The following is a 20,645-nucleotide window of genomic DNA, read 5'->3' on the forward strand; positions in this document are numbered from 1 at the left end:
CATCGTGGTGACTGCGCCTGCGCTCAGAGCTTGCCGCCGACGAAGACGGTCAGGTCGACGAGGCGGTGGGAGTAGCCCCACTCGTTGTCGTACCAGCCGACGATCTTGACCTGGCTGCCCTGGGCCATGGTGAGCTGCGAGTCCAGGGTGCAGGAGGCCGGCCAGTTGACGATGTCGGAGGAGACGATCGCGTCCTCGGTGTACTCGAGGAAACCCTTCAGCGAGCCGCCGGCCGCCTTCTGGAACGCGGCGTTGACCTCGTCCCGGGTGACGTCGCGGCTGAGTTCGACGACCAGGTCGGTGACCGAGCCGGTGGGCACCGGGACGCGCATGGCGATGCCGTCCAGCTTGCCCTTGAGCTGCGGAAGGACCAGGGCGGTGGCCTTGGCGGCACCGGTCGAGGTCGGGATGATGTTGACCGCGGCCGCCCGCGCACGGCGCAGGTCCTTGTGCGGGAAGTCCAGAATGCTCTGGTCGTTGGTGTAGGCGTGGACCGTGGTCATCATGCCCTTGACGATGCCGAAGCTCTCGTCGAGCACCTTGGCCATCGGCGCCACGCAGTTGGTGGTGCAGGAGGCGTTGGAGATGATGTGGTGCTGCGCCGCGTCGTAGTCCTCATGGTTCACGCCCATGACGACCGTGATGTCCTCGTCCTTGGCGGGCGCGGAGATCAGGACCTTCTTGGCCCCGGCGGTGAGGTGCTTCCCGGCGTCAGGCCCCTTGGTGAAGATGCCGGTGGACTCGATGACGATGTCGGCACCGAGTTCGCCCCAGGGCAGTTTCGCCGGGTCACGCTCGGCCATCGTCCTGAAGGTCTGGTTGCCGACCGTGATGGTGTCCTCGGTGTGGCTGACCTCCTCCTTGAGACGGCCCAGCACACTGTCGTACTTCAGGAGGTGTACCAGAGTCGCATTGTCGGTCAGGTCGTTGACACCGACGATCTCGACATCTGCTCCCTGCTCCAGAAGTGCGCGGAAGTAGTTGCGGCCGATGCGGCCAAAGCCGTTGATGCCTACGCGGATCGTCACGAACCGATCTCCTCGTTGGTACGCCGGTGGCGGACACCGGCGAGCTGTATGGGATGTCCCCGACCACTTCCGACCCTACCGCGCCGGGCCTCCTGCCGTGACATTGGCAGGGCGCGTCCACCGGGCGTGCGGACGCGTCCACGGAGTCATCGCCTCGGCGCCGCTCCCCTACCGGCTGGTATGCGGCGCTCGGACCGCTGCCCCCGGCACGCCCGGGGAGACGCGGAAGCTCGGGGAGGGGCCGGGCCCGCTCAGCCGACCATCTCTTCGGTGAGGGTGGCCTCGGTGCCCGGGATGCCCAGGTCCTGAGCCCGCTTGTCGGCCATCGCGAGCAGCCGCCGGATCCGGCCCGCCACCGCGTCCTTCGTCAGCGGCGGGTCGGCCAGCGCGCCCAGCTCCTCCAAGGAGGCCTGCTTGTGGTCCATGCGCAGCCGGCCGGCGGCGGCGAGGTGGTCGGGAACCTCGTCCCCGAGGATCTCCAGCGCCCGCTGGACCCGCGCCCCGGCCGCAACGGCGGCGCGTGCGGAGCGGCGCAGATTGGCGTCGTCGAAGTTTGCCAGCCGGTTCGCGGTGGCCCGCACCTCGCGCCGCATCCGGCGCTCCTCCCAGGCCAGCACGGACTCGTGGGCACCGAGCCGGGTGAGCAACGCGCCGATGGCGTCGCCGTCCCGGACCACGACCCGGTCCACGTTGCGGACCTCGCGGGCCTTCGCGGGGATCTGCAGCCGCCGGGCGGCCCCGACGAGGGCGAGAGCGGCCTCGGGGCCCGGGCAGGTGACCTCCAGGGACGACGACCTGCCCGGCTCGGTGAGCGAACCGTGGGCCAGGAACGACCCGCGCCAGGCCGCCTCGGCGTCGCAGGTGGCACCCGAGACGACCTGCGGCGGAAGACCCCGGATCGGACGGCCGCGGCTGTCGACCAGCCCGGTCTGCCGGGCCAGTTGGTCACCGCCGGCCACCACCCGCACCACGTACCGGCTGCCGCGGCGCAGTCCGCCGGGTGCCATCACCACCAGATCCGAGGAGTGCCCGAAGATCTCCAGGATGTCGCGCCGCAGCCGCCGGGCAGCGATTCCGGTGTCCAGCTCCGCCTCGATCACGATGCGCCCGCTCACCAGGTGCAGGCCGCCCGCGAACCGGAGAATCGACGACACCTCCGACTTGCGGCAGCAGGTGCGGGTGACGGGTAGCCGGGAGATCTCATCCTTCACCGCTGCCGTCATCGCCATGGGCCGATCCTTCCATGCATCCGGAAAATTCTGTCGTACGCGGCGGCCAGCTGCTCCGGATCGTGTCGGGGGGTTCCGTCCGGAGCGGCCACCGGGGCCAGTTCGACCGCTGCGCCGAGCCGTTCGGCGGCCCGGCACAGGCTGTCCCGGTCGGGCACCGCATCCTGGTCGGCCAGCACCACGTCGAAGGTGAGTTTAGGGGCGTGTTGTACCAGAACCTCCACATGACGCTGCGGAGAAAAGCCATCAGTTTCGCCGGGCTGGGGTGCGAGGTTCAAGGACAGGATCCGCCGCGCCCTCGTGGCGGTGAGCGCGTCGAGCAGCTCGGGCACCAGCAGATGGGGGATCACGGAGGAGAACCAGGAGCCGGGGCCGAGCACCACCCAGTCGGCGTCCCGCACGGCCGCGACGGCTTCCGGGACGGCCGGCGGCGCTCCGGGGACCAGCCGCACCTCCTGCACCTCACCGGGGGTCAGCGCCACCGTGGCCTGCCCGCGGACCGTACTGACCAGCCCGGGCCGCTCCGGGTCGTGCCCGCGCACCCGCGCCTGGAGCTCCAGCGGCACCGCGGACATGGGCAGCACCCGGCCGTGCGCCCCGAGCAGCTTGCCGACCAGGTCCAGAGCCTGCACATGGTCGCCGAGCTGTTCCCAGAGGGCGACGATGAGCAAGTTGCCCACCGCGTGGCCGTGCAGCTCTCCCTCGCTCTTGAAGCGGTGCTGCACCACCTCCGACCAGGTCCGGCCCCACTCGTCGTCCCCGCACAGGGCGGCCAGCGCCTTGCGCAGGTCCCCGGGGGGCAGCACCCCGAGCTCCTCCCTCAACCGCCCGCTGGATCCGCCGTCGTCGGCGACGGTGACCACGGCGGTGAGGTCACCGGTGATCCGGCGCAGCGCGGTGAGGGAGGCGGACAGGCCGTGCCCGCCGCCCAGCGCCACCACCTTGGGCTGGGCGCTGCGCCGTCCGCGGAGGGTGCGCAGCGAACGCGCGGGACGGATGATGCCGGCCCGGACCTGCCGGGCGGGCTTGCGCGGCATTACTCGCGTCCCATGTCCCGGTGCACGACAACGGTCTCCACGCCCTCGGTGGCCAGTCTGCGGGCCAGTTTCTCGGACATCGCGACACTGCGGTGCTTACCGCCGGTGCACCCGACCGCGATGGTGACGTACCGCTTGCCCTCGCGCCGGTAGCCGGCCGCGATCAGCTCGAGCAGCTCGGCGTAGCGGTCGAGGAACTCCTTGGCGCCGGGCTGCTCCAGTACGTAGTCGGACACCTCCTGGCTGGTGCCGGTGAAGGGCCGCAGCTCGGGCACCCAGTGGGGGTTGGGCAGGAAGCGGCAGTCCACCACGTGGTCGGCGTCGACGGGGAGTCCGTACTTGTAGCCGAAGGACATCACGGTGGCCCGCAGCTCCGGCTCGTCGTCGCTGGCGAACTGGGCGTCCATTTTGCCGCGCAGCTCGTGCACGTTGAGGTTCGAGGTGTCGATCACCAGGTCGGCGTCGCCGCGCAGCTCGCGCAGCAGGTCGCGTTCGGCGGCGATCCCGTCGACGATCCGCCCGTCGCCCTGCAGGGGGTGTGGGCGGCGCACGGATTCGAACCGCTGGACGAGGGCGTTGTCGGAGGCCTCGAGGAACACGATCCGGCGGGTGACGCCCTGGGCCCGGAGGTCGGTGAGGGATTGCCGGAGGCTGTCGAAGAAGCTGCGGCCCCGCACGTCGACCACGACCGCGATGCGGGCGACGTTGCCCTGCGAGCGCGCGCCGAGGTCCACCATGGTGGTGATCAGGGAGGGCGGGAGATTGTCCACCACGAACCAGCCCAGGTCCTCCAGGCACTTGGCGGCCGTGCTGCGCCCGGCACCCGACATGCCGGAGATGATGACCAGTTCGGGCATGGCCGGGGTCTCCTGGGCCTGCGCCGCCGTGCCGGTTTCCACCTGCGGGTCCTCTCTGCTGTCTCTGCTGTGCTCGGTCATGTCCGGGTGCCCCCGTCTGTCGGTCGGTGCGCAGTCGGTCGGTGCGCTGCGTGGTCATCCTCCGGAACGGCTGCCGGTCTCCTGGTGTTCCTCCATGATCTCGCCGGTGGCGGTGTTGACCGCGGGGGCGGCCGGGGCGGCCCCCGCCAGGGCGGCGGCAACCGTCTCGGCGGTCCTGCGTCCTATGCCCGGAACCTCGCAGATCTCTTCCACGGTTGCGGCGCGCAGCCGCTTGACCGAGCCGAAGTGTTTGAGCAGTGCTGTCCGCCGGGTCTGTCCGAGGCCCGGCACGTCGTCGAGCGGGCTCCTGCGCAGTGACCGGGAACGCTTCCCGCGCTGATAGCGGATCGCGAAGCGGTGCGCCTCGTCCCGCACCCGTTGCAGCAGGTACAGGCCCTCGCTGGAACGGGGCAGGATCACCGGGTCGTCCTCGCCGGGCAGCCAGACCTCCTCCAGGCGTTTGGCGAGCCCGCAGACGGCCACGTCGTCGATGCCCAGCTCGTCCATGGCGCGGCGGGCCGCGGCCACCTGGGGCTGCCCGCCGTCCACGACGAGGAGCTGCGGCGGATAGGCGAACCGCCGGGGACGGCCGTCCTCCGTCAGCGCGGACGCCTCCGACGGGCCGCCCTCCTCCGCGCCGCTCTCCCCGGCAGCGGCGGCGCCGTCCCACTCCCCGTGCTTCTCCTGTTCCCGCAGGTAGCGGCGGAAGCGCCGGGAGACGACCTCGTGCATGGCCCGCACGTCGTCCTGGCCGGCGAATCCCCTGATCTGGAAGCGGCGGTACTCGCTCTTGCGGGCCAGCCCGTCCTCGAAGACCACCATGGAGGCGACCACGTCCTCCCCCTGGAGGTGGGAGATGTCGTAGCACTCGATGCGCAGGGGCGCGGACTCCAGCCCGAGCGCCTCGGTGATCTCCTCCAGGGCCCGGGAGCGGGTGGTGAGATCGGAAGCGCGCTTGGTCTTGTGCAGCGCCAGGGCGTTCTGGGCGTTCCGCTGGACGGTGGCCAGCAGGTCCTTCTTGTCGCCGCGCTGCGGCACGCGCAGATCGACCCGGGAGCCGCGGCGGCCGGCGAGCCAGCGGGCCAGGGGCTCGGCCGGCTCGGGGAGGGCGGGCACCAGGACTTCCTTGGGGACGCCGCCGCTGCCGCCCGGGCCGCCCGCGTCCCCCCGTTCCTCGCCGTAGAGCTGCTGGAGGGCGTGCTCGGCGAGCTCCGGGATGCCGACGTCCTCGACCTTGTCGGTGATCCAGCCGCGCTGACCGCGCACCCGGCCCCCGCGGACGTGGAAGATCTGTACGGCGGCCTCGAGTTCGTCCTCGGCCACGGCGATCACATCGGCGTCGGTCCCGTCGTCGAAGACGACCGCGTTCTTCTCCATCGCACGGCGGAGCGTGGCGAGATCGTCGCGCAGCCGGCCGGCCCGCTCGTACTCCATCGCCTCGGCGGCCTCGTGCATCCGCTGTTCGACGCGGCGCAGGTGGGTGCCGGTGCGCCCGGCCATGAAGTCGCAGAACTCCTCGGCGAGCGCGCGGTGCTGCTCGGGGGTGACCCGCCCCACGCAGGGGGCGGAGCACTTGTCGATGTATCCGAGCAGGCAGGGCCGGCCCACGGCCTCCGCGCGCTTGAAGACGCCGGCGGAGCAGGTCCGGACGGGGAAGACACGCAGCAGGAGGTCGACGGTCTCCCGGATCGCCCAGGCGTGCGCGTAGGGACCGAAGTAGCGCACGCCCTTGCGCCGGGGGCCACGCATGACCTGGACGCGGGGGAACTCCTCGTTCATCGTGACGGCCAGCGAGGGATAGCTCTTGTCGTCCCGGTACTTCACGTTGAAGCGGGGTGCGAACTCCTTGATCCAGGAGTACTCCAGCTGCAGGGCCTCCACCTCGGTGGAGACCACGGTCCACTCCAGCGAGGTGGCCGTGGTGACCATGGTGGCGGTGCGGGGGTGCAGGCCCGAGACGTCCTGGAAGTACGACGACAGCCGCTGGCGCAGGCTGTTCGCCTTTCCGACGTAGATCACCCGGCGGTGCTCGTCCCGGAAGCGGTAGACACCCGGGGAGTCGGGAATCTCACCGGGACCGGGGCGGTAGCTGGAAGGGTCGGCCATGAGGCAACCCTACTCAGACGGGCGGACGCCCGGTGCGGGGCGGGATCCGGGGCCCGCCCGCCGGGCGGGCCCCCTCCCGGGCTCTCACCAGCCGCGTTCGCGCCACTCGGCCAGGTGCGGGCGCTCGGCTCCGAGCGTGGTGTCGGCGCCGTGCCCGGGGTACACCCAGGTCTCGTCGGGCAGCTCGGCGAAGAGCTTGGTCTCCACGTCGTGCAGCAGCCGGCCGAAGGCGTCCGTGTCACCGAAGGTGTTGCCGACGCCGCCGGGGAAGAGACAGTCCCCGGTGAAGACGTGCGGATGTCCGCGAGGGTCGTCGTAGACGAGGGCGACGGAGCCCTCGGTGTGCCCGGCGAGGTGCCGGACCGCAAGCCGGCAGTCGCCGACCGCGACCTCGTCGCCGTCGTCCAGCGGCACATCGGTGAGGACCGGGATGCCTTCGGTGTCGAGGCGGCCCGCGTACGTGCGCGCGCCGGTCGCCCGCACCACGTCGTCCAGCGCCTGCCAGTGGTCCCCGTGCCGGTGAGTGGTGACGACGGAGGCGATCCCGTCGTCACCGATCAGTCGCAGCAGGGTGTCCGGCTCGTTCGCCGCGTCGATCAGCAGCTGTTCGCCGGTCGCCCGGCAGCGCAGCAGGTAGGTGTTGTTCTCCATCGGCCCGACCGCGGCCTTGGAGATGAGGAGATCGGACAGCTCGTGCACGTCGGCCGGTCCGCCGACAGTGACCCTTCCGGAGTACGCCATGGTCCCCAATCTGCCAGAAGACTTCGCGGTTTTCCTCCGGGACCGCGGCCGGGCCGCGCGGGGGCGTCAGAGCGGGGGGAGGGCGGGCAGTTCGCCGTCCGCGGTCAGCCCGCTGCCGGTGGTGCGTCCGGCCAGCCAGCCGACCAGTGCGGTGGGGCTGCCGGCCACGACCAGGGGCTTGCCGTCGGCCTGACCGATGCGCCGGCTGCGGCCGTCCTCGGCCCGGATCTCCACCGGCCGGAGGCCGGGATACCCGCTGAAGCGCCGGGTCAGGTAGTCCAGTGCACCGTCGGTGAAGGTCCCGGGCAGGTCTGCCACGGTGTGGCCGGCGTCGAGGTCGACGTGGTGCAGCTCGACCTCCATCCGGCGACGGAAGGGGATGGCGGCGGCGACGTCGGTGACCCCGTTGCGCAGGGTGACGGTGCCCCGCCACTGCTCCTCGGTGAGGCCGCCGGTTGTCGCGGCCAGCCGGGCGGCGCTCTCCCGCAGGTCGGTGAGGTGCGCCGCGAGGGGCCGGTCCGCGTCGCGCTCGATATCGGCTTCGCGGGCCTGTGCGCTCGGGTACATCGGGCGGCCGGTCAGCACGTTCACCAGGGCGTCGGCGTTCCGGCTGACGTGTGCGAGCACATGGCCACGGGTCCAGCCGGGCAGCAGGGACGGCTCCGCGAGCGCGGCATCGTCCAGGGCGCCGGCGGTGGTCAGGAGCCTGTCGGTGGCGTCCTGGAGGGCGGTCAGCTCAGCTGTCGGTGCGGTCATCGTCACACGCTATCTCCGCCGTCATGCCGGCCGCCACGGCCCCGGCACCGCCGTGAGGGGCCCGGCGCCGCAACGGGAGGCAGAGGAAGCCCGGGCCTGGAGAAAACTAATTCGAACAGACGTACTATGACGGAGGTCGCCGGGTGCTCCCGGCTCACCGCGGCGCTGCTTGTCAGAGCCCGCCCATAGTCTTGTAAAGGGTCCCCCGTATCCCGCGGGCTCCCGTTTCCCCAGGAAAGGTCCAACCGGCGTGGCCGACCGACTCATCGTTCGTGGCGCTCGCGAGCACAACCTCAAGAACGTCTCGCTCGATCTTCCCCGCGACTCGCTCATCGTCTTCACCGGGCTCTCGGGATCGGGCAAGTCCTCTCTCGCGTTCGACACGATCTTCGCCGAGGGCCAGCGCCGCTACGTGGAGTCGCTGTCCTCCTACGCGCGGCAGTTCCTCGGTCAGATGGACAAGCCCGATGTGGACTTCATCGAAGGGCTTTCCCCGGCCGTCTCGATCGACCAGAAGTCCACCTCCCGCAACCCGCGCTCCACCGTCGGCACGATCACCGAGGTCTACGACTACCTCCGGCTGCTCTTCGCCCGGATCGGCAAGCCGCACTGCCCCGTGTGCTCCCGTCCGATCGCCCGGCAGTCACCGCAGGCCATCGTCGACAAGGTGCTCGGCCTGGCCGAGGGCAGCCGCTTCCAGGTACTCTCCCCGCTGGCCCGGGAGCGCAAGGGTGAGTTCGTCGACCTCTTCGCGGAGCTGCAGACCAAGGGGTACAGCCGGGCCCGGGTGGACGGCGCCACCGTCCAGCTGAGTGATCCGCCGAAGCTGAAGAAGCAGGAGAAGCACACCATCGAGGTGGTCGTCGACCGCCTGACCGTCAAGGACAGTGCGAAACGCCGGCTGACCGACTCGGTCGAGACCGCCCTCGGCCTCTCCGGCGGCATGGTGGTGCTGGACTTCGTCGACCTCCCCGAGGACGACCCGCAGCGCGAGCGGATGTACTCGGAACACCTGTACTGCCCGTACGACGATCTCTCCTTCGAGGAGCTCGAGCCCCGGTCGTTCTCCTTCAACTCCCCGTTCGGCGCCTGCCCCGACTGCTCCGGGCTCGGCAGCCGGATGGAGGTCGATCCCGAGCTGGTCGTCCCCGACCCGTCGAAATCACTCGACGACGGGGCGCTGCACCCCTGGTCACACGGTCACACCAAGGGGTACTTCAACCATCTGCTCAGCGCGCTGGGCGAGGCGCTGAGCTTCCGCACCGACATCGCCTGGGAAGGGCTGCCCCAGCGGGCCCGCAAAGCGCTGCTGTACGGCCACCGCACCCGGATCGAGGTCCGCTACGAGAACCGGCACGGCCGGGAGCGGGCTTACACCACCGCTTTCGAGGGAGTGATCCCGTTCGTCCGGCGGCGGCACGCCGAGTCGGAGACGGATTCCAGCCGGGAGCGCTTCGAGGGCTACATGCGCGAGGTCCCGTGTCCCACCTGCGGCGGCACCCGCCTCAAACCGGTCGTTCTCGCGGTCACGGTGAAGGACCGGTCGATCGCGGACATCTCCGCGATGTCGATCAGCGAGTGCGCCGACTTCCTGCGGGACATGAAGCTGACCGCCCGCGAGAAGAAGATCGCCGAGCGGGTGCTGAAGGAGGTCAACGAACGGCTGCGGTTCCTGGTCGACGTCGGCCTCGACTACCTCTCCCTCAACCGCGCGGCGGGATCGCTGTCCGGCGGTGAGGCGCAGCGGATCCGGCTCGCCACTCAGATCGGCTCCGGTCTCGTGGGCGTCCTCTACGTCCTGGACGAACCGTCGATCGGCCTCCACCAACGGGACAACCACCGCCTCATCGAGACCCTGGTGCGGCTGCGTGACATGGGCAACACGCTGATCGTCGTGGAGCACGACGAGGACACCATCAAGGCGTCGGACTGGGTGGTGGACATCGGTCCCGGCGCGGGCGAGCACGGCGGCAAGGTGGTGCACAGCGGCCCGTTGCGGGAGCTGCTCGACAACAAGAAGTCGGTCACCGGGCAGTATCTGACCGGTCGGAAGTCGATCCCGCTGCCGGCCGAGCGGCGGCCCACGGACCCTGCCCGGCAGCTGACCGTGATCGGCGCGCGGGAGCACAATCTGCAGGGCATCGATGTCGCCTTCCCGCTCGGCGTGCTCACGGCGGTCACCGGCGTGTCCGGCTCGGGTAAGTCGACGCTGGTGAACGACATCCTCTACACCCACCTGGCCCGCGAGCTGAACGGCGCGAAGTCGGTGCCGGGGCGGCACACCCGGGTCGAGGGCGACCAGCTGGTGGACAAGGTCGTCCATGTCGACCAGTCGCCGATCGGCCGTACCCCGCGTTCCAACCCGGCCACGTACACCGGGGTCTTCGACCGGGTGCGCAAGCTGTTCGCGGAGACGATGGAGGCGAAGGTCCGCGGTTACCTGCAGGGCCGGTTCTCCTTCAACGTCAAGGGGGGCCGCTGCGAGAACTGCTCCGGGGACGGCACCATCAAGATCGAGATGAACTTCCTGCCGGACGTCTACGTCCCGTGCGAGGTCTGTCACGGTGCCCGCTACAACCGCGAGACACTGGAGGTGCATTACAAGGGCAAGTCCATCGCCGAGGTGCTGGACATGCCGATCGAGGAGGCGCTGGACTTCTTCGAGGCCGTGCCGGGGATCAGCCGCCATCTGCGCACGCTGAAGGACGTCGGTCTCGGTTATGTCCGCCTGGGCCAGCCCGCACCGACGCTGTCCGGCGGTGAGGCACAGCGGGTCAAGCTCGCCTCGGAGCTGCAGAAGCGCTCCACGGGCAGCACCGTCTACGTGCTCGACGAGCCGACCACCGGTCTGCACTTCGAGGACATCCGCAAGCTGCTGGCGGTGCTCTCGGGCCTGGTGGACAAGGGCAACACGGTGATCGTCATCGAGCACAACCTCGACGTGATCAAGACCGCGGACTGGCTCGTGGACATGGGCCCCGAGGGCGGCAGCGGTGGAGGGCTGGTGGTGGCCGAGGGCACTCCCGAGCACCTCGCCACGGTACCGGCCAGCCACACGGGCAAGTTCCTCCAGGACGTCCTCCCGCTGAGGCCGTGACCGGCCGGCCGGCCGGGGGACCCACCGGCCGGCCGCTCGGTCGAGGCACGTAGGGTGCGGTCCGTGACATCGAATGACATTCCGCCCGCCACCCGCCGCACGCTGCTGCGCGGAGCGGCTCTCGCCTCGGCCACCGCAGCCGGACTCGGCCTGACCGGCTGCGAGACCCGGGACCCCGGAGACCCCGAACTGCCCACGGAGCCGGTCGAGCTCGGCCCCGCTTCGGAGGTGCCGGTGGGCGGCGCGCGGATCTATCCGGAGCACAAGGTGCTGGTCTCCCGGCCCTCCGAAGAGGACTACCGGGCCTACAGCGCGGTGTGCACACACGCGGGCTGCGTCCTGAGCGGGACCCGTGACCTCGAGGCGGACTGCGCCTGCCACGGAAGCCGGTTCGACAGCGCCACCGGCCGGGTGCTGCAGGGGCCCGCCCACGAATCGCTTCCGGAGATCCCGCTCCGCTCCGAGAACGGCCGGCTCATCGCCGGACCGGCGGCCTGAATAACCGTACTTGTACGGACACTTCATTCGGGCATATCACCACAAATACATCAACAGCCCTGCTTTCGTTACGGGTTCGCCACCTGAATGTCGGCAATTCTGGCTGGTGCGGACCGGCCTTCCTTGGAACGCTGAGCTGCCGGGTGCGCACAGTGCGCACACCAGGCACACGTTCAAGGAGAAGCCTTGCCGGCATCCCCCCTGCGCGACCGGCCACGGGCGCGCCCGCTGCTCGTCGTCGGCACGGTCACCGCCCTGGCTCTGGGGCTGCTCTCCCCGGCAACGGCCGGGAGCGCACCGGTTCCGCTCGCCATCGCCGACGGGGACGGCACGGAGCTCTCCCGTGTCCACCGGCCCGTGGCACCTGGAGCGGCACTCACCACCACCCAGCGACTGGAGTCGGACAAGTGGCTGAGCGCCCAGGTGCTGACGCTCGACCTCACCGAGGACATCCGGCTCGACTACCTCGCGCCCCCGGATGTCGCCCAGCGGGCCACGGTCGGGGAACTGGCCGCCGCCCACGACCCCGGGAACGGCCGGACCACGGTGGCCGCCCTCAACGCCGACTTCTTCGACATCAACGCCACCGACGCCCCGCTCGCACCCGGCATCCGCAACGGTGAGCTCACCCAGTCGGGAAGCCTCGGCCGCACCCAGGTCGTCGGGTTCGGCACCGACAACGCGGGCCGTCTCCTCGACATCCTCTTCGAAGGAAAGCTCACCCTGCCGGACGGTGAGGAGACCATGCACTCCTACAACGCCGCCCTCGTGCCCGTGGACGGAATCGGGGTCTACACCCCGCAGTGGGGAGAGGCCGACCGGGCGCTGCCGGTGCTCGGCTCGGAGCAGGTCACCGAGGTGCTCGTCGAGGACGGCGCCGTCGTCTCCGTCACGGAGAAGCCGGGCTCCGGCCGCGTCCCCGAGAACACCGTCGCGCTGCTGGGCCGGGAAGCCGGGTCCGGGGTGCTGTCCAGGCTGGAGGCGGGCGACCGGGTGGAACTGGTTTACGGCCCTCGCACCGCCGACGGCAGCGAGCTGCCGCGGACCGCGGTGGGCGGGAACGGGCTGCTGGTGCGCGACGGGGAGCCGCAGAACTGGGAGGGGCGGCCGAACAACGCGACCGCGCCGCGCACCGCGGTGGGCTTCTCCGAGGACGGCCGGGAGATGCACATCCTGACCGTGGACGGCAGGCAGGCGCAGTCCGGGGGCACCACCCTCACCGAGCTCGCGATCCTGATGGCCCGGCTGGGCTCGCACACCGCGCTCAACCTCGACGGCGGCGGCTCCACGACGCTGCTGGCCCGCGACCAGGGCGGTACCGGCACCACCCTGGTCAACTCACCGTCCGACGGCTGGGACCGGCCGGTCCCCAACGGGCTGGCCGTCACCGCTCCGGCCGGCAGCGGCGCGCTGCACGGCTTCCGGGTGCACACCACCGCCGACCCGGCCCGGTCCCCCACCGGAGAAGCCGTGGGCGGCGGCAGCCCGGAGCGGGTCTTCCCCGGGCTGACCCGCAAGCTGACGGCCGACGGCTACGACGAGACCTACGCCCCGGCGGGGGGCACGCCCCACTGGTCGGCCTCCCGCCCCGGGGTCGGAACGGTGAGCACGGACGGCACCTTCACCGCGCGGCGCCCCGGCCGCACCGAGGTCCTGGCGGCGGGCGGGCGAGCCCGTGGGAGCACCGAACTGACGGTCATCGGTGAGTTGACCCGGCTGCAGCCGACCGCCCGGCGGGTGGGACTCGCCGACCCGGCGGACCAGGGACGTTTCGGTCTGCTCGGCTACGACGCGGCCGGCACCAGCGCCCCGGTGGAACCGGCCGACGTCACGCTGGAGTACGACCGTGCGCTGTTCGACATCGCCGCGGAGCCGGAGCGCGCCGGCTTCACCGTCACGGCGGTCACCGAGGCGGCCACCGCCGGGCTGGTGACCGCCACAGCAGGCGGCGTCTCCACCGCCCTCGCCGTGAGCACCGGGCTGCGGGACGCCCCCGTGGCCGGCTTCGACGACGCCGGCGCATGGACGTTCAGCCATGCGCGGGCGGCAGGGTCGCTCGCCCCGGAGCCGGACGGAATGGACGGCATGGCGCTGCGCATGCGGTACGACTTCGCCCGGTCCACCGCCACCCGGGCCGCCTACGCCACCCCGCCCGAGGACATTCCGGTGCCCGGCAAGCCGCACAGCTTCTCGCTCTGGGTGCACGGCGACGCGTCCGGTGCCCGGCCCTCCTTGCACCTCCTCGACGCCACCGGCACCAGCCAGGTGCTGCGCGCGGGCCCGCTCGACCACGCAGGCTGGCAGCAGGTCGTCTTCGCGCTACCGGAGGACACCGCTTACCCGGTGGCGGTGCACCGCTTCTACCTGGTGGAGACCCGGCCGGACGCCCAGTACTCCGGTGAGATCGTCATCGACGAGCTGACCGCGCGGATCCCCCCGGACATCGAGCTGCCGGAGACCTCCGCGCCGGCGGATCCGCTCATCACCTCACAGGCCGGCACCGCAGCCCGGGACTGGCGGTTCGCGGTGGTCTCCGACGCCGGCCTCACCGCCCGTGACCCGGACGGCGGGCCGGCCGGGGCGGCCCGCCGCACACTGCGCGAAGTCGCCGCCGCCGAGCCGGACTTCGTCATCATCAACGGGGACTGGGCAGGGGAAGGTTCAGTGGCGGACCTGGAGTTCGCCCGCGCTCTGCTGGAGCAGGAGCTCGGCGGGCACCTTCCCCGGATCCACGTGCCGGGCGACCGCGAGGTGACGGACGGCTCCCCCGACCGGTGGGAGCAGGTTTTCGGTGACCGCCGGACCACCTTCGATCACCGGGGGACACGGTTCCTCACCCTGGACACCTCCTCCCGGACGATCAGCGGCGGCGGCTACGCCCAGTGGAGGGAACTGCACGACCAGCTGGAGGCAGCCGCGGAGGACCGGAGCATCGGCTCGGTAATCGTGGTGGGGCACGTCCCCGCACGTGGCACCCATGCCCGCCCCGACAGCCGGCTGACCGACCGGATGGACGCCGTGCTGCTGGAACGGCTGCTGGCGGAGTTCCGGGAGAGCAGCGGCAAGGGCGCCGCCCACCTGGGCGCGCACGCCGGGATCTTCGACTCCTACCGGCTGCGCGGGGTGCCGTACCTCCTCGGCGGCCACGCGGGCCAGGCCCCGGCCGCTGCGCCGGAGCGGGGCGGATTCACCGGCTGGGCGATGGTGGGCGTCGACCAGGTGTCCGCCGGCGACCGGGCCAGGAGCCGCAGCGCCCCGCATCTGGGCCTGCCTGACTGGATCTCGGTGCAGACCAGGCCCCATGTCGACACTCTGGTACTGCGCGGGCCCGGGCAGCTGGCCGCGGGGGCCGCCGCCGAGTTCACCGCCACCGTGCGGCAGGAGGCCGGCGGGGCGGGCCCGCGGGAGGTACCGGTGGCGCATCCGGTCAGCGCCGACTGGTCCGGCTCGGCCGGCCTGCACCTCGGCGACCCGGGGAACGCCGGACCCCGGCACAGCGCCACGTTCGACCCGGCCACCGGGGAACTCCGGGCGCTGCGCCCGGGGACGGTGACGCTCCGGGTGACGGTCAGCGGCGAGAGCCGGGAGACGGAGATCCGGATCACCGGCTGAACCCGGCGCGGGTGGCGGCGGCCGGGGGAACCGACCCCTTCCGGCCGCCCGGCGTCACAGGTGCGGAACGACCGCCGGGAGAAGGTCCTTGAAGGTACGGCCGCCGGCCGGTGCTCCGATGGCGGTCATCGTCCAGCCGGTGGGGCTGCGGTGCACCTTGGCCATGATCTGCGCGGTGGAAGAGCCGCCGCCGGTCAGGGTGTACCGGGCCAGCTCTTCACCGCCGGCCTCGTCCACCAGGCGGCAGAAGGCGTTCTCCACCTCGGCGAAGGTCTGCCCGGTGAAGGAGTTGACCGTGAAGACGATCTGGTCGACCTTCTGCGGAACCCGGGAGAGATCGACGATGATCGACTCGTCGTCGCCGCCCTGCCCTTCCCCGCCGGTCAGGTTGTCACCGGTGTGCGTGACGGAGCCGTCGTCACCGACGAGCTTGTTGAAGTAGACGACGTCCACGGCCTCCTGGCCGGAGAACAGCACGGCGGAGGCGTCCAGGTCGATCTCCCGGGTGCCGAACATCTTGCTCAGCAGCCCCTTGCGCTGCACCGCCTGCCATCCCAGTCCCATGCGGACCGACGTCAGACCGCCGCCGGCCTTCTCCAGGCTGATGCCCTGTCCCTTGGACAAGTTGACGCCCACGTTGCTCCCCCTCGGCTGTTCCGACTGCTCGTACCGCCGCGCGTACACCACCCGGCGCCCCCGACCCTACGTCAGCGGCTCGCCCGGCGACCAGGGTGGTACGGCGTGTCAGCGGAGGCCTGCCTCCCGCATCTGACGCAGCTCCTTCTTCAGCTCGGAGACTTCGTCACGCAGCCGGGCGGCCACCTCGAACTGGAGCTCGGCAGCCGCTGCCCGCATCCGCGCGGTCAGCTGCTCGATGGTGTCGGCGAGGTCGGCGGCGGGCCGGTCCGTGAGGGTGCCCGCGGCGGCCTTCCCCCTCTTCACCGGCACCGGTGCCTTGCCCTTGCCGTCCTGCACGCCCTGGCGGAAGCCGGTGCCCAGCAGTTCCTCGGTGTCGACATCCTCACGGGCGATCGCGGACACGATGTCCCCGATCTTCTTCCGCAGCGGCTGCGGGTCGATGCCGCGTTCCTGGTTGTAGGCGATCTGCTTGGCGCGCCGCCGGTTGGTCTCGTCGATCGCCCGCTCCATGGAGGGGGTGATCCGGTCCGCGTACATGTGCACCTGGCCGGAGACGTTCCGCGCGGCGCGGCCGATGGTCTGGATGAGCGAGGTGCCCGAGCGCAGGAAACCCTCCTTGTCGGCATCGAGGATGGCCACCAGCGAGACCTCCGGGAGGTCGAGGCCCTCCCGCAGCAGGTTGATGCCGACCAGGACGTCGTACTCACCGGAGCGCAGCTCGCGCAGCAGCTCGACCCGGCGCAGCGTGTCGACGTCGCTGTGCAGGTAACGGACCCGGATGCCGAGCTCCAGGAAGTAGTCGGTGAGATCCTCCGACATCTTCTTGGTCAGCGTGGTGACCAGAACCCGCTCGTCCTTCTCGGTACGGGTGCGGATCTCGTGCACCAGGTCGTCGATCTGGCCCTCGGTGGGCTTGACCACGACCTCCGGGTCGACCAGGCCGGTGGGCCGGATGATCTGCTCCACCACGCCGTCCCCGCGGGCCAGCTCGTAGGGGCCGGGGGTCGCCGACAGGTAAACGGTCTGGCCGACGCGCTTCTGGAACTCCTCCCACTTCAGCGGGCGGTTGTCCATGGCCGAGGGCAGCCGGAAGCCGTGGTCGACCAGGGTGCGCTTACGGGAGGCGTCCCCCTCGAACATCGCGCCGATCTGGGGCACGGTGACGTGGGACTCGTCGATGACCAGGAGGAAGTCCTCCGGGAAGTAGTCCAGCAGGGTGTGCGGAGCAGTGCCGCGCTCCCGGCCGTCGATGTGCAGGGAGTAGTTCTCGATGCCTGAGCAGGTGCCGATCTGCCGCATCATCTCGAGGTCGTAGGTGGTGCGCATGCGGAGCCGCTGGGCTTCCAGCAGCTTTCCCTGCCGCTCCATCGCGGCCAGCGTCTCCTCGAGCTCGGCCTCGATCCCGGCGACCGCCTTCTCCATCCGCTCGGGACCGGCCACGTAGTGCGAGGCGGGGAAGACGTAGAGCTGCCGGTCGTCGGTGATGACCTCGCCGGTGAGCGGGTGGAGTGTGGAGAGCGCCTCGATCTCGTCGCCGAACATCTCGATGCGGACGGCGAGCTCCTCGTACACCGGGAAGATCTCGATGGTGTCACCGCGCACCCGGAACGTGCCGCGGGTGAAGGCGATGTCGTTGCGGCTGTACTGGATGTCGACGAACCGGCGCAGCAGGGTGTCCCGGTCGATCTCCTCACCGACCTTGAGCGTCACCATCCGGTCGACGTACTCCTGGGGGGTGCCCAGGCCGTAGATGCAGGACACCGAGGCGACCACCACCACGTCCCGCCGGGTGAGCAGCGAGTTCGTGGCGCTGTGCCGCAGCCGCTCGACCTCGTCGTTGACCGAGGAGTCCTTCTCGATGTAGGTGTCCGTCTGCGGGACGTACGCCTCAGGCTGGTAGTAGTCGTAGTACGAGACGAAGTACTCGACAGCGTTGTTCGGCAGCAGCTCCCGGAACTCGTTCGCCAGCTGAGCGGCGAGGGTCTTGTTGGGGGCCATGACCAGCGTCGGCCGCTGGAGCCGCTCGATCATCCACGCGGTGGTCGCCGACTTGCCCGTGCCGGTGGCACCGAGCAGAACCACATCCTTCTCACCTGCCGTGACGCGCTTCTCCAGGTCGGCGATCGCCGTCGGCTGGTCACCGCTGGGCCGGTAAGGACTGACGACCTCGAAGGGCGCCACAGTGCGTTCGATCTGAGAAGCAGGCCGCATGCACCCACGGTACGACCCGCCGCCGACAACCGGCCCGGCCGCTGTGGCCGGCATCGCCCGTGGTGACCGGAGGTGCCCGCTCCTTCGCTTTCCGTGCGGCTGTGGCTCACTGTCCGGCAAACGGGTGCAACTCGGCGTGGGGAGGTTACCCGGGCGCCCGGCGCGAGCACCCGACGCGCCGGGTCCCGAACTGAGGAGTCTTCATGCCCGTTCCCTCCGCGCACTCCCTCGTCATCGCTCTCGGTTCCGTGCTGGGGGTGTTCTCCCTGGCCATGACCGGCACGCTCGAGCAGCAGGCGCCCACGGCCGGCTCCACGGTGACCTCACCGGAGCCCGGCACGGGGAGCGCGGAGCACACCGGAACGCCGCAGGTGATCGCCCACCGCGGGGCCTCCGGGCATGCCCCGGAGAACACCCTGGCGGCGGTCGACGCCGCAGCCGCCGAGGGAGCCCGGTGGGTGGAGACGGACGTGCAGCGCACCCGGGACGGTGAGCTCGTTCTCCTGCACGACACGCACCTGCGGCGCACCACCGATGCGCAGGAGGTGTTCCCCGACCGCGAGCCGTGGGACGTGGCCGGGTTCACCCTGGAGGAGATCTCCCGACTCGACGCGGGCAGCTGGTTCGACGCGCGCTTCGCGGGCGAGCCGGTCCCCACCCTGGAGCAGGCCCTGGACCGGCTCACGGCGAACCGTCAGCGGCTGCTGCTCGAGATCAAGGCACCCGAGCGGTACCCGGGTATCGAGGAGGAGGTGCTGACGGTGCTGGAGAAGCAGGGCTGGCTGGAACCCTCGCGGCTGGACGAGGATCTCGTCATCCAGAGCTTCCACGCGGACTCGGTCCGTACCGTCCGGGAGCTGGATCCCCGGGTCGTCACCGGATTCCTGGGCAACCCGGCAGTGCCCGAGCTCCCCGCCTACGCCGCATTCGCCGACCGGATCAACCCCCGGTACACCACGGTGACCGAGGCGTACGTGGCAGAGGTGCAGGCGCTGAAGGGCGCCGGGGGGAAGCCGCTGGAGGTCCTCACCTGGACAGTGAACGACCCCGGGACGGCTGTGCGGATGGCGGAGCTGGGAGTGGACGGCATCATCACCGACTACCCGGGACGGATCCTGGAGGCACTCCGTACCCGCTGAGCTGACGCGGGTACGGACGCGGGGGGCCGTGACCGGGCGGGCACTGCTCTCCCTTGCGGGGGGTGCTTCCCTCAGCCGCTGTTCCGAGCGGCGGAAGACCCCGGCACGTATGACGCGGCGCCGGGGAGGGGAGACTCACGGGACTGTCCCTGTGCCCGTTCCTCCCCGCCGAAGGAGGGCTTCATGGCTGTTCCCGGGGAGCTCCACGCCCCCGCCCACTGCTCGGTGGCGGAGCTGCTGACCCGTGGCTGGACACCGTATCTCGTGCGCACCCTGCTGGGTGACCCGGACCGCACCGAGCCTGTGCCGCTGTACCTGGCTCCGCGAGTGGCCGCCGCGGAGGCCGGTGACGCTTTCGGCCGGGCGGTGGCCGTGCGAAGGCGGCGGGCCGACGCACTGCGGGCCGCGACCGGCCGGCGCAGGGAGCTGGCGATGGAGGCCGTCCGCTCCGTCCCGCTGGATCTGCCCGAGCTGCCTGCCGGGGAGCTGGCGGCACGGGCGGTACGCCACCGCAATCTGCGGGACGCCCATCGGGCCGCGCGCTCCTGGGGACACCGGCCGCGGCCGGTCACGGTCGGCGGAAGTTCCGCTGCCGAACTGGCCCGCTGGGAGGTCGACTATCTGTGCGATCTGCTCGCGGGGCACCGGCGCCTGCTGGAGGCGCTGCCCCCGGGGACCGCCCGGGAGGAGGGCGACCGGCTGCTGCGCCGGCGCATGAGTGACGCGATCATTGCCGCGTACCCGGGGCTGCAACGCGAGTGCCGCCGGCGGCTGCCGGCGGCACGGGCGGGATGACACCTCACAGGGAGACGCCCTTGGCACGCAGGAAGCTGCCGGGGTCGACGGAGGTACCGAACTCCGGGGTCGTGCGGATCTCGAGGTGCAGGTGCGGCCCGCTGCTGTTGCCGGTGTTGCCGGACAGGGCGATCCGCTGACCGGCATCCACCGACTGGCCGACGCTCACCTGGACGCTCGACAGGTGCGCGTACTGCGAGTACGTGCTGTCCTCGTGCTTGACGACGACGGCGTTTCCGTACGCCGCGCCGTCCCCGGCTCCGTTGGCCCCGGCCTTCACCACCGTGCCCTTTGCCACGCTCTTGACCGGGGTGCCGGTCGGTACCGCGAAGTCCTGTCCGCTGTGGTTCGAGGCCCAGCGGCTGCCGTTGTTCCCGTACGTGGCGGACACGGTGTAGTCGCCGTCGATCGGAGCGACCCAGCCGTTCGCCGTCTGCTTCGCGGCCTCAGCCTGCTTCGCGGCCTCGGCCTGCTCGGCCGCCGCCGCCTTCTCGGCCTCGGCCGCCTTCTTCTCCACCGCGGCCTTCACGGCCTCCCCCGCCTGCTGCTGGATGTCCGCCTGGCCCCTGGCATGACCGGCGAGCTCCTCGGCGGAGTTGAGAGCGAACACGTCCGGGGACGCGGTGCTCTCCGAGGCCTGCGCCACGCCCGTCCCCGCCACCATCGTGGCGGACAGCGCGGCAGCGATCAGAGCACTGCGAGTGCGGAGAGCGATGCGGTGCGACATGCGGGTGATACCTCCGGAATGAGTGGACGCTTTCCGGTGATTCACCGGGGCGCTACTCCTTGGTAACGGCAATCTCCCGCAGGACAAAAACG

The 20,645-nt window shown here is 71.1% G+C and carries 15 protein-coding genes; 5 read left to right on the forward strand and 10 right to left on the reverse strand.

Features of this window, described 5'->3' with window-relative positions; translation table 11 throughout:
* Positions 1-23: 23 nt before the first annotated feature.
* From gap to PJ985_RS13125, 7 genes are all read right to left on the reverse strand, one after another.
* Entirely contained in the window at positions 24-1,028 is a 1,005-nt protein-coding gene (gene gap, locus PJ985_RS13095; protein ID WP_271683883.1) for a type I glyceraldehyde-3-phosphate dehydrogenase, read from the reverse strand.
* A 251-nt stretch (positions 1,029-1,279) separates the two neighbouring features.
* On the reverse strand, positions 1,280-2,257 hold the full coding sequence (gene whiA, locus PJ985_RS13100) for a DNA-binding protein WhiA (RefSeq protein WP_271683884.1): 978 nt from the start codon (positions 2,255-2,257) through the stop codon (positions 1,280-1,282).
* Entirely contained in the window at positions 2,248-3,294 is a 1,047-nt protein-coding gene (locus tag PJ985_RS13105) for a gluconeogenesis factor YvcK family protein (protein ID WP_271683885.1), read from the reverse strand. Before PJ985_RS13105 ends, whiA begins: the two co-directional genes overlap by 10 nt.
* A complete protein-coding gene (gene rapZ / locus PJ985_RS13110) occupies positions 3,294-4,232 on the reverse strand; it encodes an RNase adapter RapZ (RefSeq protein WP_271683886.1) in 939 nt (312 codons plus the stop codon). The genes PJ985_RS13105 and rapZ overlap by 1 nt, the downstream gene beginning before the upstream one ends.
* Before the next feature lie 54 nt (positions 4,233-4,286).
* Positions 4,287-6,338: an excinuclease ABC subunit UvrC gene (uvrC, locus tag PJ985_RS13115; RefSeq protein ID WP_271683887.1), complete on the reverse strand. Its 2,052-nt coding sequence runs from the start codon at positions 6,336-6,338 to the stop codon at positions 4,287-4,289.
* Between the two features lie 84 nt (positions 6,339-6,422).
* Positions 6,423-7,079 carry an MBL fold metallo-hydrolase gene (locus tag PJ985_RS13120; RefSeq protein ID WP_271683888.1) on the reverse strand — a complete coding sequence of 219 codons (657 nt, stop codon included), beginning with the start codon at positions 7,077-7,079 and terminating at the stop codon, positions 6,423-6,425.
* Between the two features lie 66 nt (positions 7,080-7,145).
* Positions 7,146-7,835 carry a maleylpyruvate isomerase family mycothiol-dependent enzyme gene (locus PJ985_RS13125; protein ID WP_271683889.1) on the reverse strand — a complete coding sequence of 230 codons (690 nt, stop codon included), beginning with the start codon at positions 7,833-7,835 and terminating at the stop codon, positions 7,146-7,148.
* A gap of 250 nt (positions 7,836-8,085) precedes the next feature.
* On the opposite strand from PJ985_RS13125, the gene uvrA reads away from it, so the two are divergent.
* From uvrA to PJ985_RS13140, 3 genes are all read left to right on the forward strand, one after another.
* Positions 8,086-10,932, forward strand: a complete 2,847-nt coding sequence (gene uvrA / locus PJ985_RS13130) for an excinuclease ABC subunit UvrA (protein WP_271683890.1) — start codon at positions 8,086-8,088, stop codon at positions 10,930-10,932.
* A 63-nt stretch (positions 10,933-10,995) separates the two neighbouring features.
* Positions 10,996-11,430 carry a ubiquinol-cytochrome c reductase iron-sulfur subunit gene (locus tag PJ985_RS13135; protein WP_443033477.1) on the forward strand — a complete coding sequence of 145 codons (435 nt, stop codon included), beginning with the start codon at positions 10,996-10,998 and terminating at the stop codon, positions 11,428-11,430.
* A gap of 186 nt (positions 11,431-11,616) precedes the next feature.
* Positions 11,617-15,042 (forward strand): phosphodiester glycosidase family protein, encoded by a 3,426-nt coding sequence (locus PJ985_RS13140; protein WP_271683891.1) that lies wholly within the window; start codon positions 11,617-11,619, stop codon positions 15,040-15,042.
* Positions 15,043-15,096: 54 nt separating this feature from the next.
* Here PJ985_RS13140 and PJ985_RS13145 read toward each other — a convergent pair whose 3' ends face one another.
* Together PJ985_RS13145 and uvrB are read right to left on the reverse strand one after the other, a co-directional pair.
* The gene (locus PJ985_RS13145; RefSeq protein WP_271683892.1) at positions 15,097-15,678 is read right to left on the reverse strand and encodes a TerD family protein; all 582 of its coding nucleotides are present in this window, start codon (positions 15,676-15,678) and stop codon (positions 15,097-15,099) included.
* A 108-nt stretch (positions 15,679-15,786) separates the two neighbouring features.
* Positions 15,787-17,892 (reverse strand): excinuclease ABC subunit UvrB, encoded by a 2,106-nt coding sequence (gene uvrB / locus PJ985_RS13150; RefSeq protein ID WP_271683893.1) that lies wholly within the window; start codon positions 17,890-17,892, stop codon positions 15,787-15,789.
* Positions 17,893-18,095: 203 nt separating this feature from the next.
* On the opposite strand from uvrB, the gene PJ985_RS13155 reads away from it, so the two are divergent.
* Both PJ985_RS13155 and PJ985_RS13160 read left to right on the forward strand, forming a co-directional pair.
* The gene (locus PJ985_RS13155; protein WP_271683894.1) at positions 18,096-19,031 is read left to right on the forward strand and encodes a glycerophosphodiester phosphodiesterase; all 936 of its coding nucleotides are present in this window, start codon (positions 18,096-18,098) and stop codon (positions 19,029-19,031) included.
* Positions 19,032-19,214: 183 nt separating this feature from the next.
* Positions 19,215-19,826: a hypothetical protein gene (locus PJ985_RS13160; RefSeq protein ID WP_271683895.1), complete on the forward strand. Its 612-nt coding sequence runs from the start codon at positions 19,215-19,217 to the stop codon at positions 19,824-19,826.
* A gap of 4 nt (positions 19,827-19,830) precedes the next feature.
* On the opposite strand, the gene PJ985_RS13165 is transcribed toward PJ985_RS13160, so the two are convergent.
* Positions 19,831-20,553 carry a M23 family metallopeptidase gene (locus PJ985_RS13165; protein WP_271683896.1) on the reverse strand — a complete coding sequence of 241 codons (723 nt, stop codon included), beginning with the start codon at positions 20,551-20,553 and terminating at the stop codon, positions 19,831-19,833.
* Positions 20,554-20,645 lie beyond the last annotated feature (92 nt).

The organism is Streptomyces sp. ACA25 (assembly GCF_028200735.1).
Taxonomy (GTDB): Bacteria; Actinomycetota; Actinomycetes; order Streptomycetales; family Streptomycetaceae; genus Streptomyces.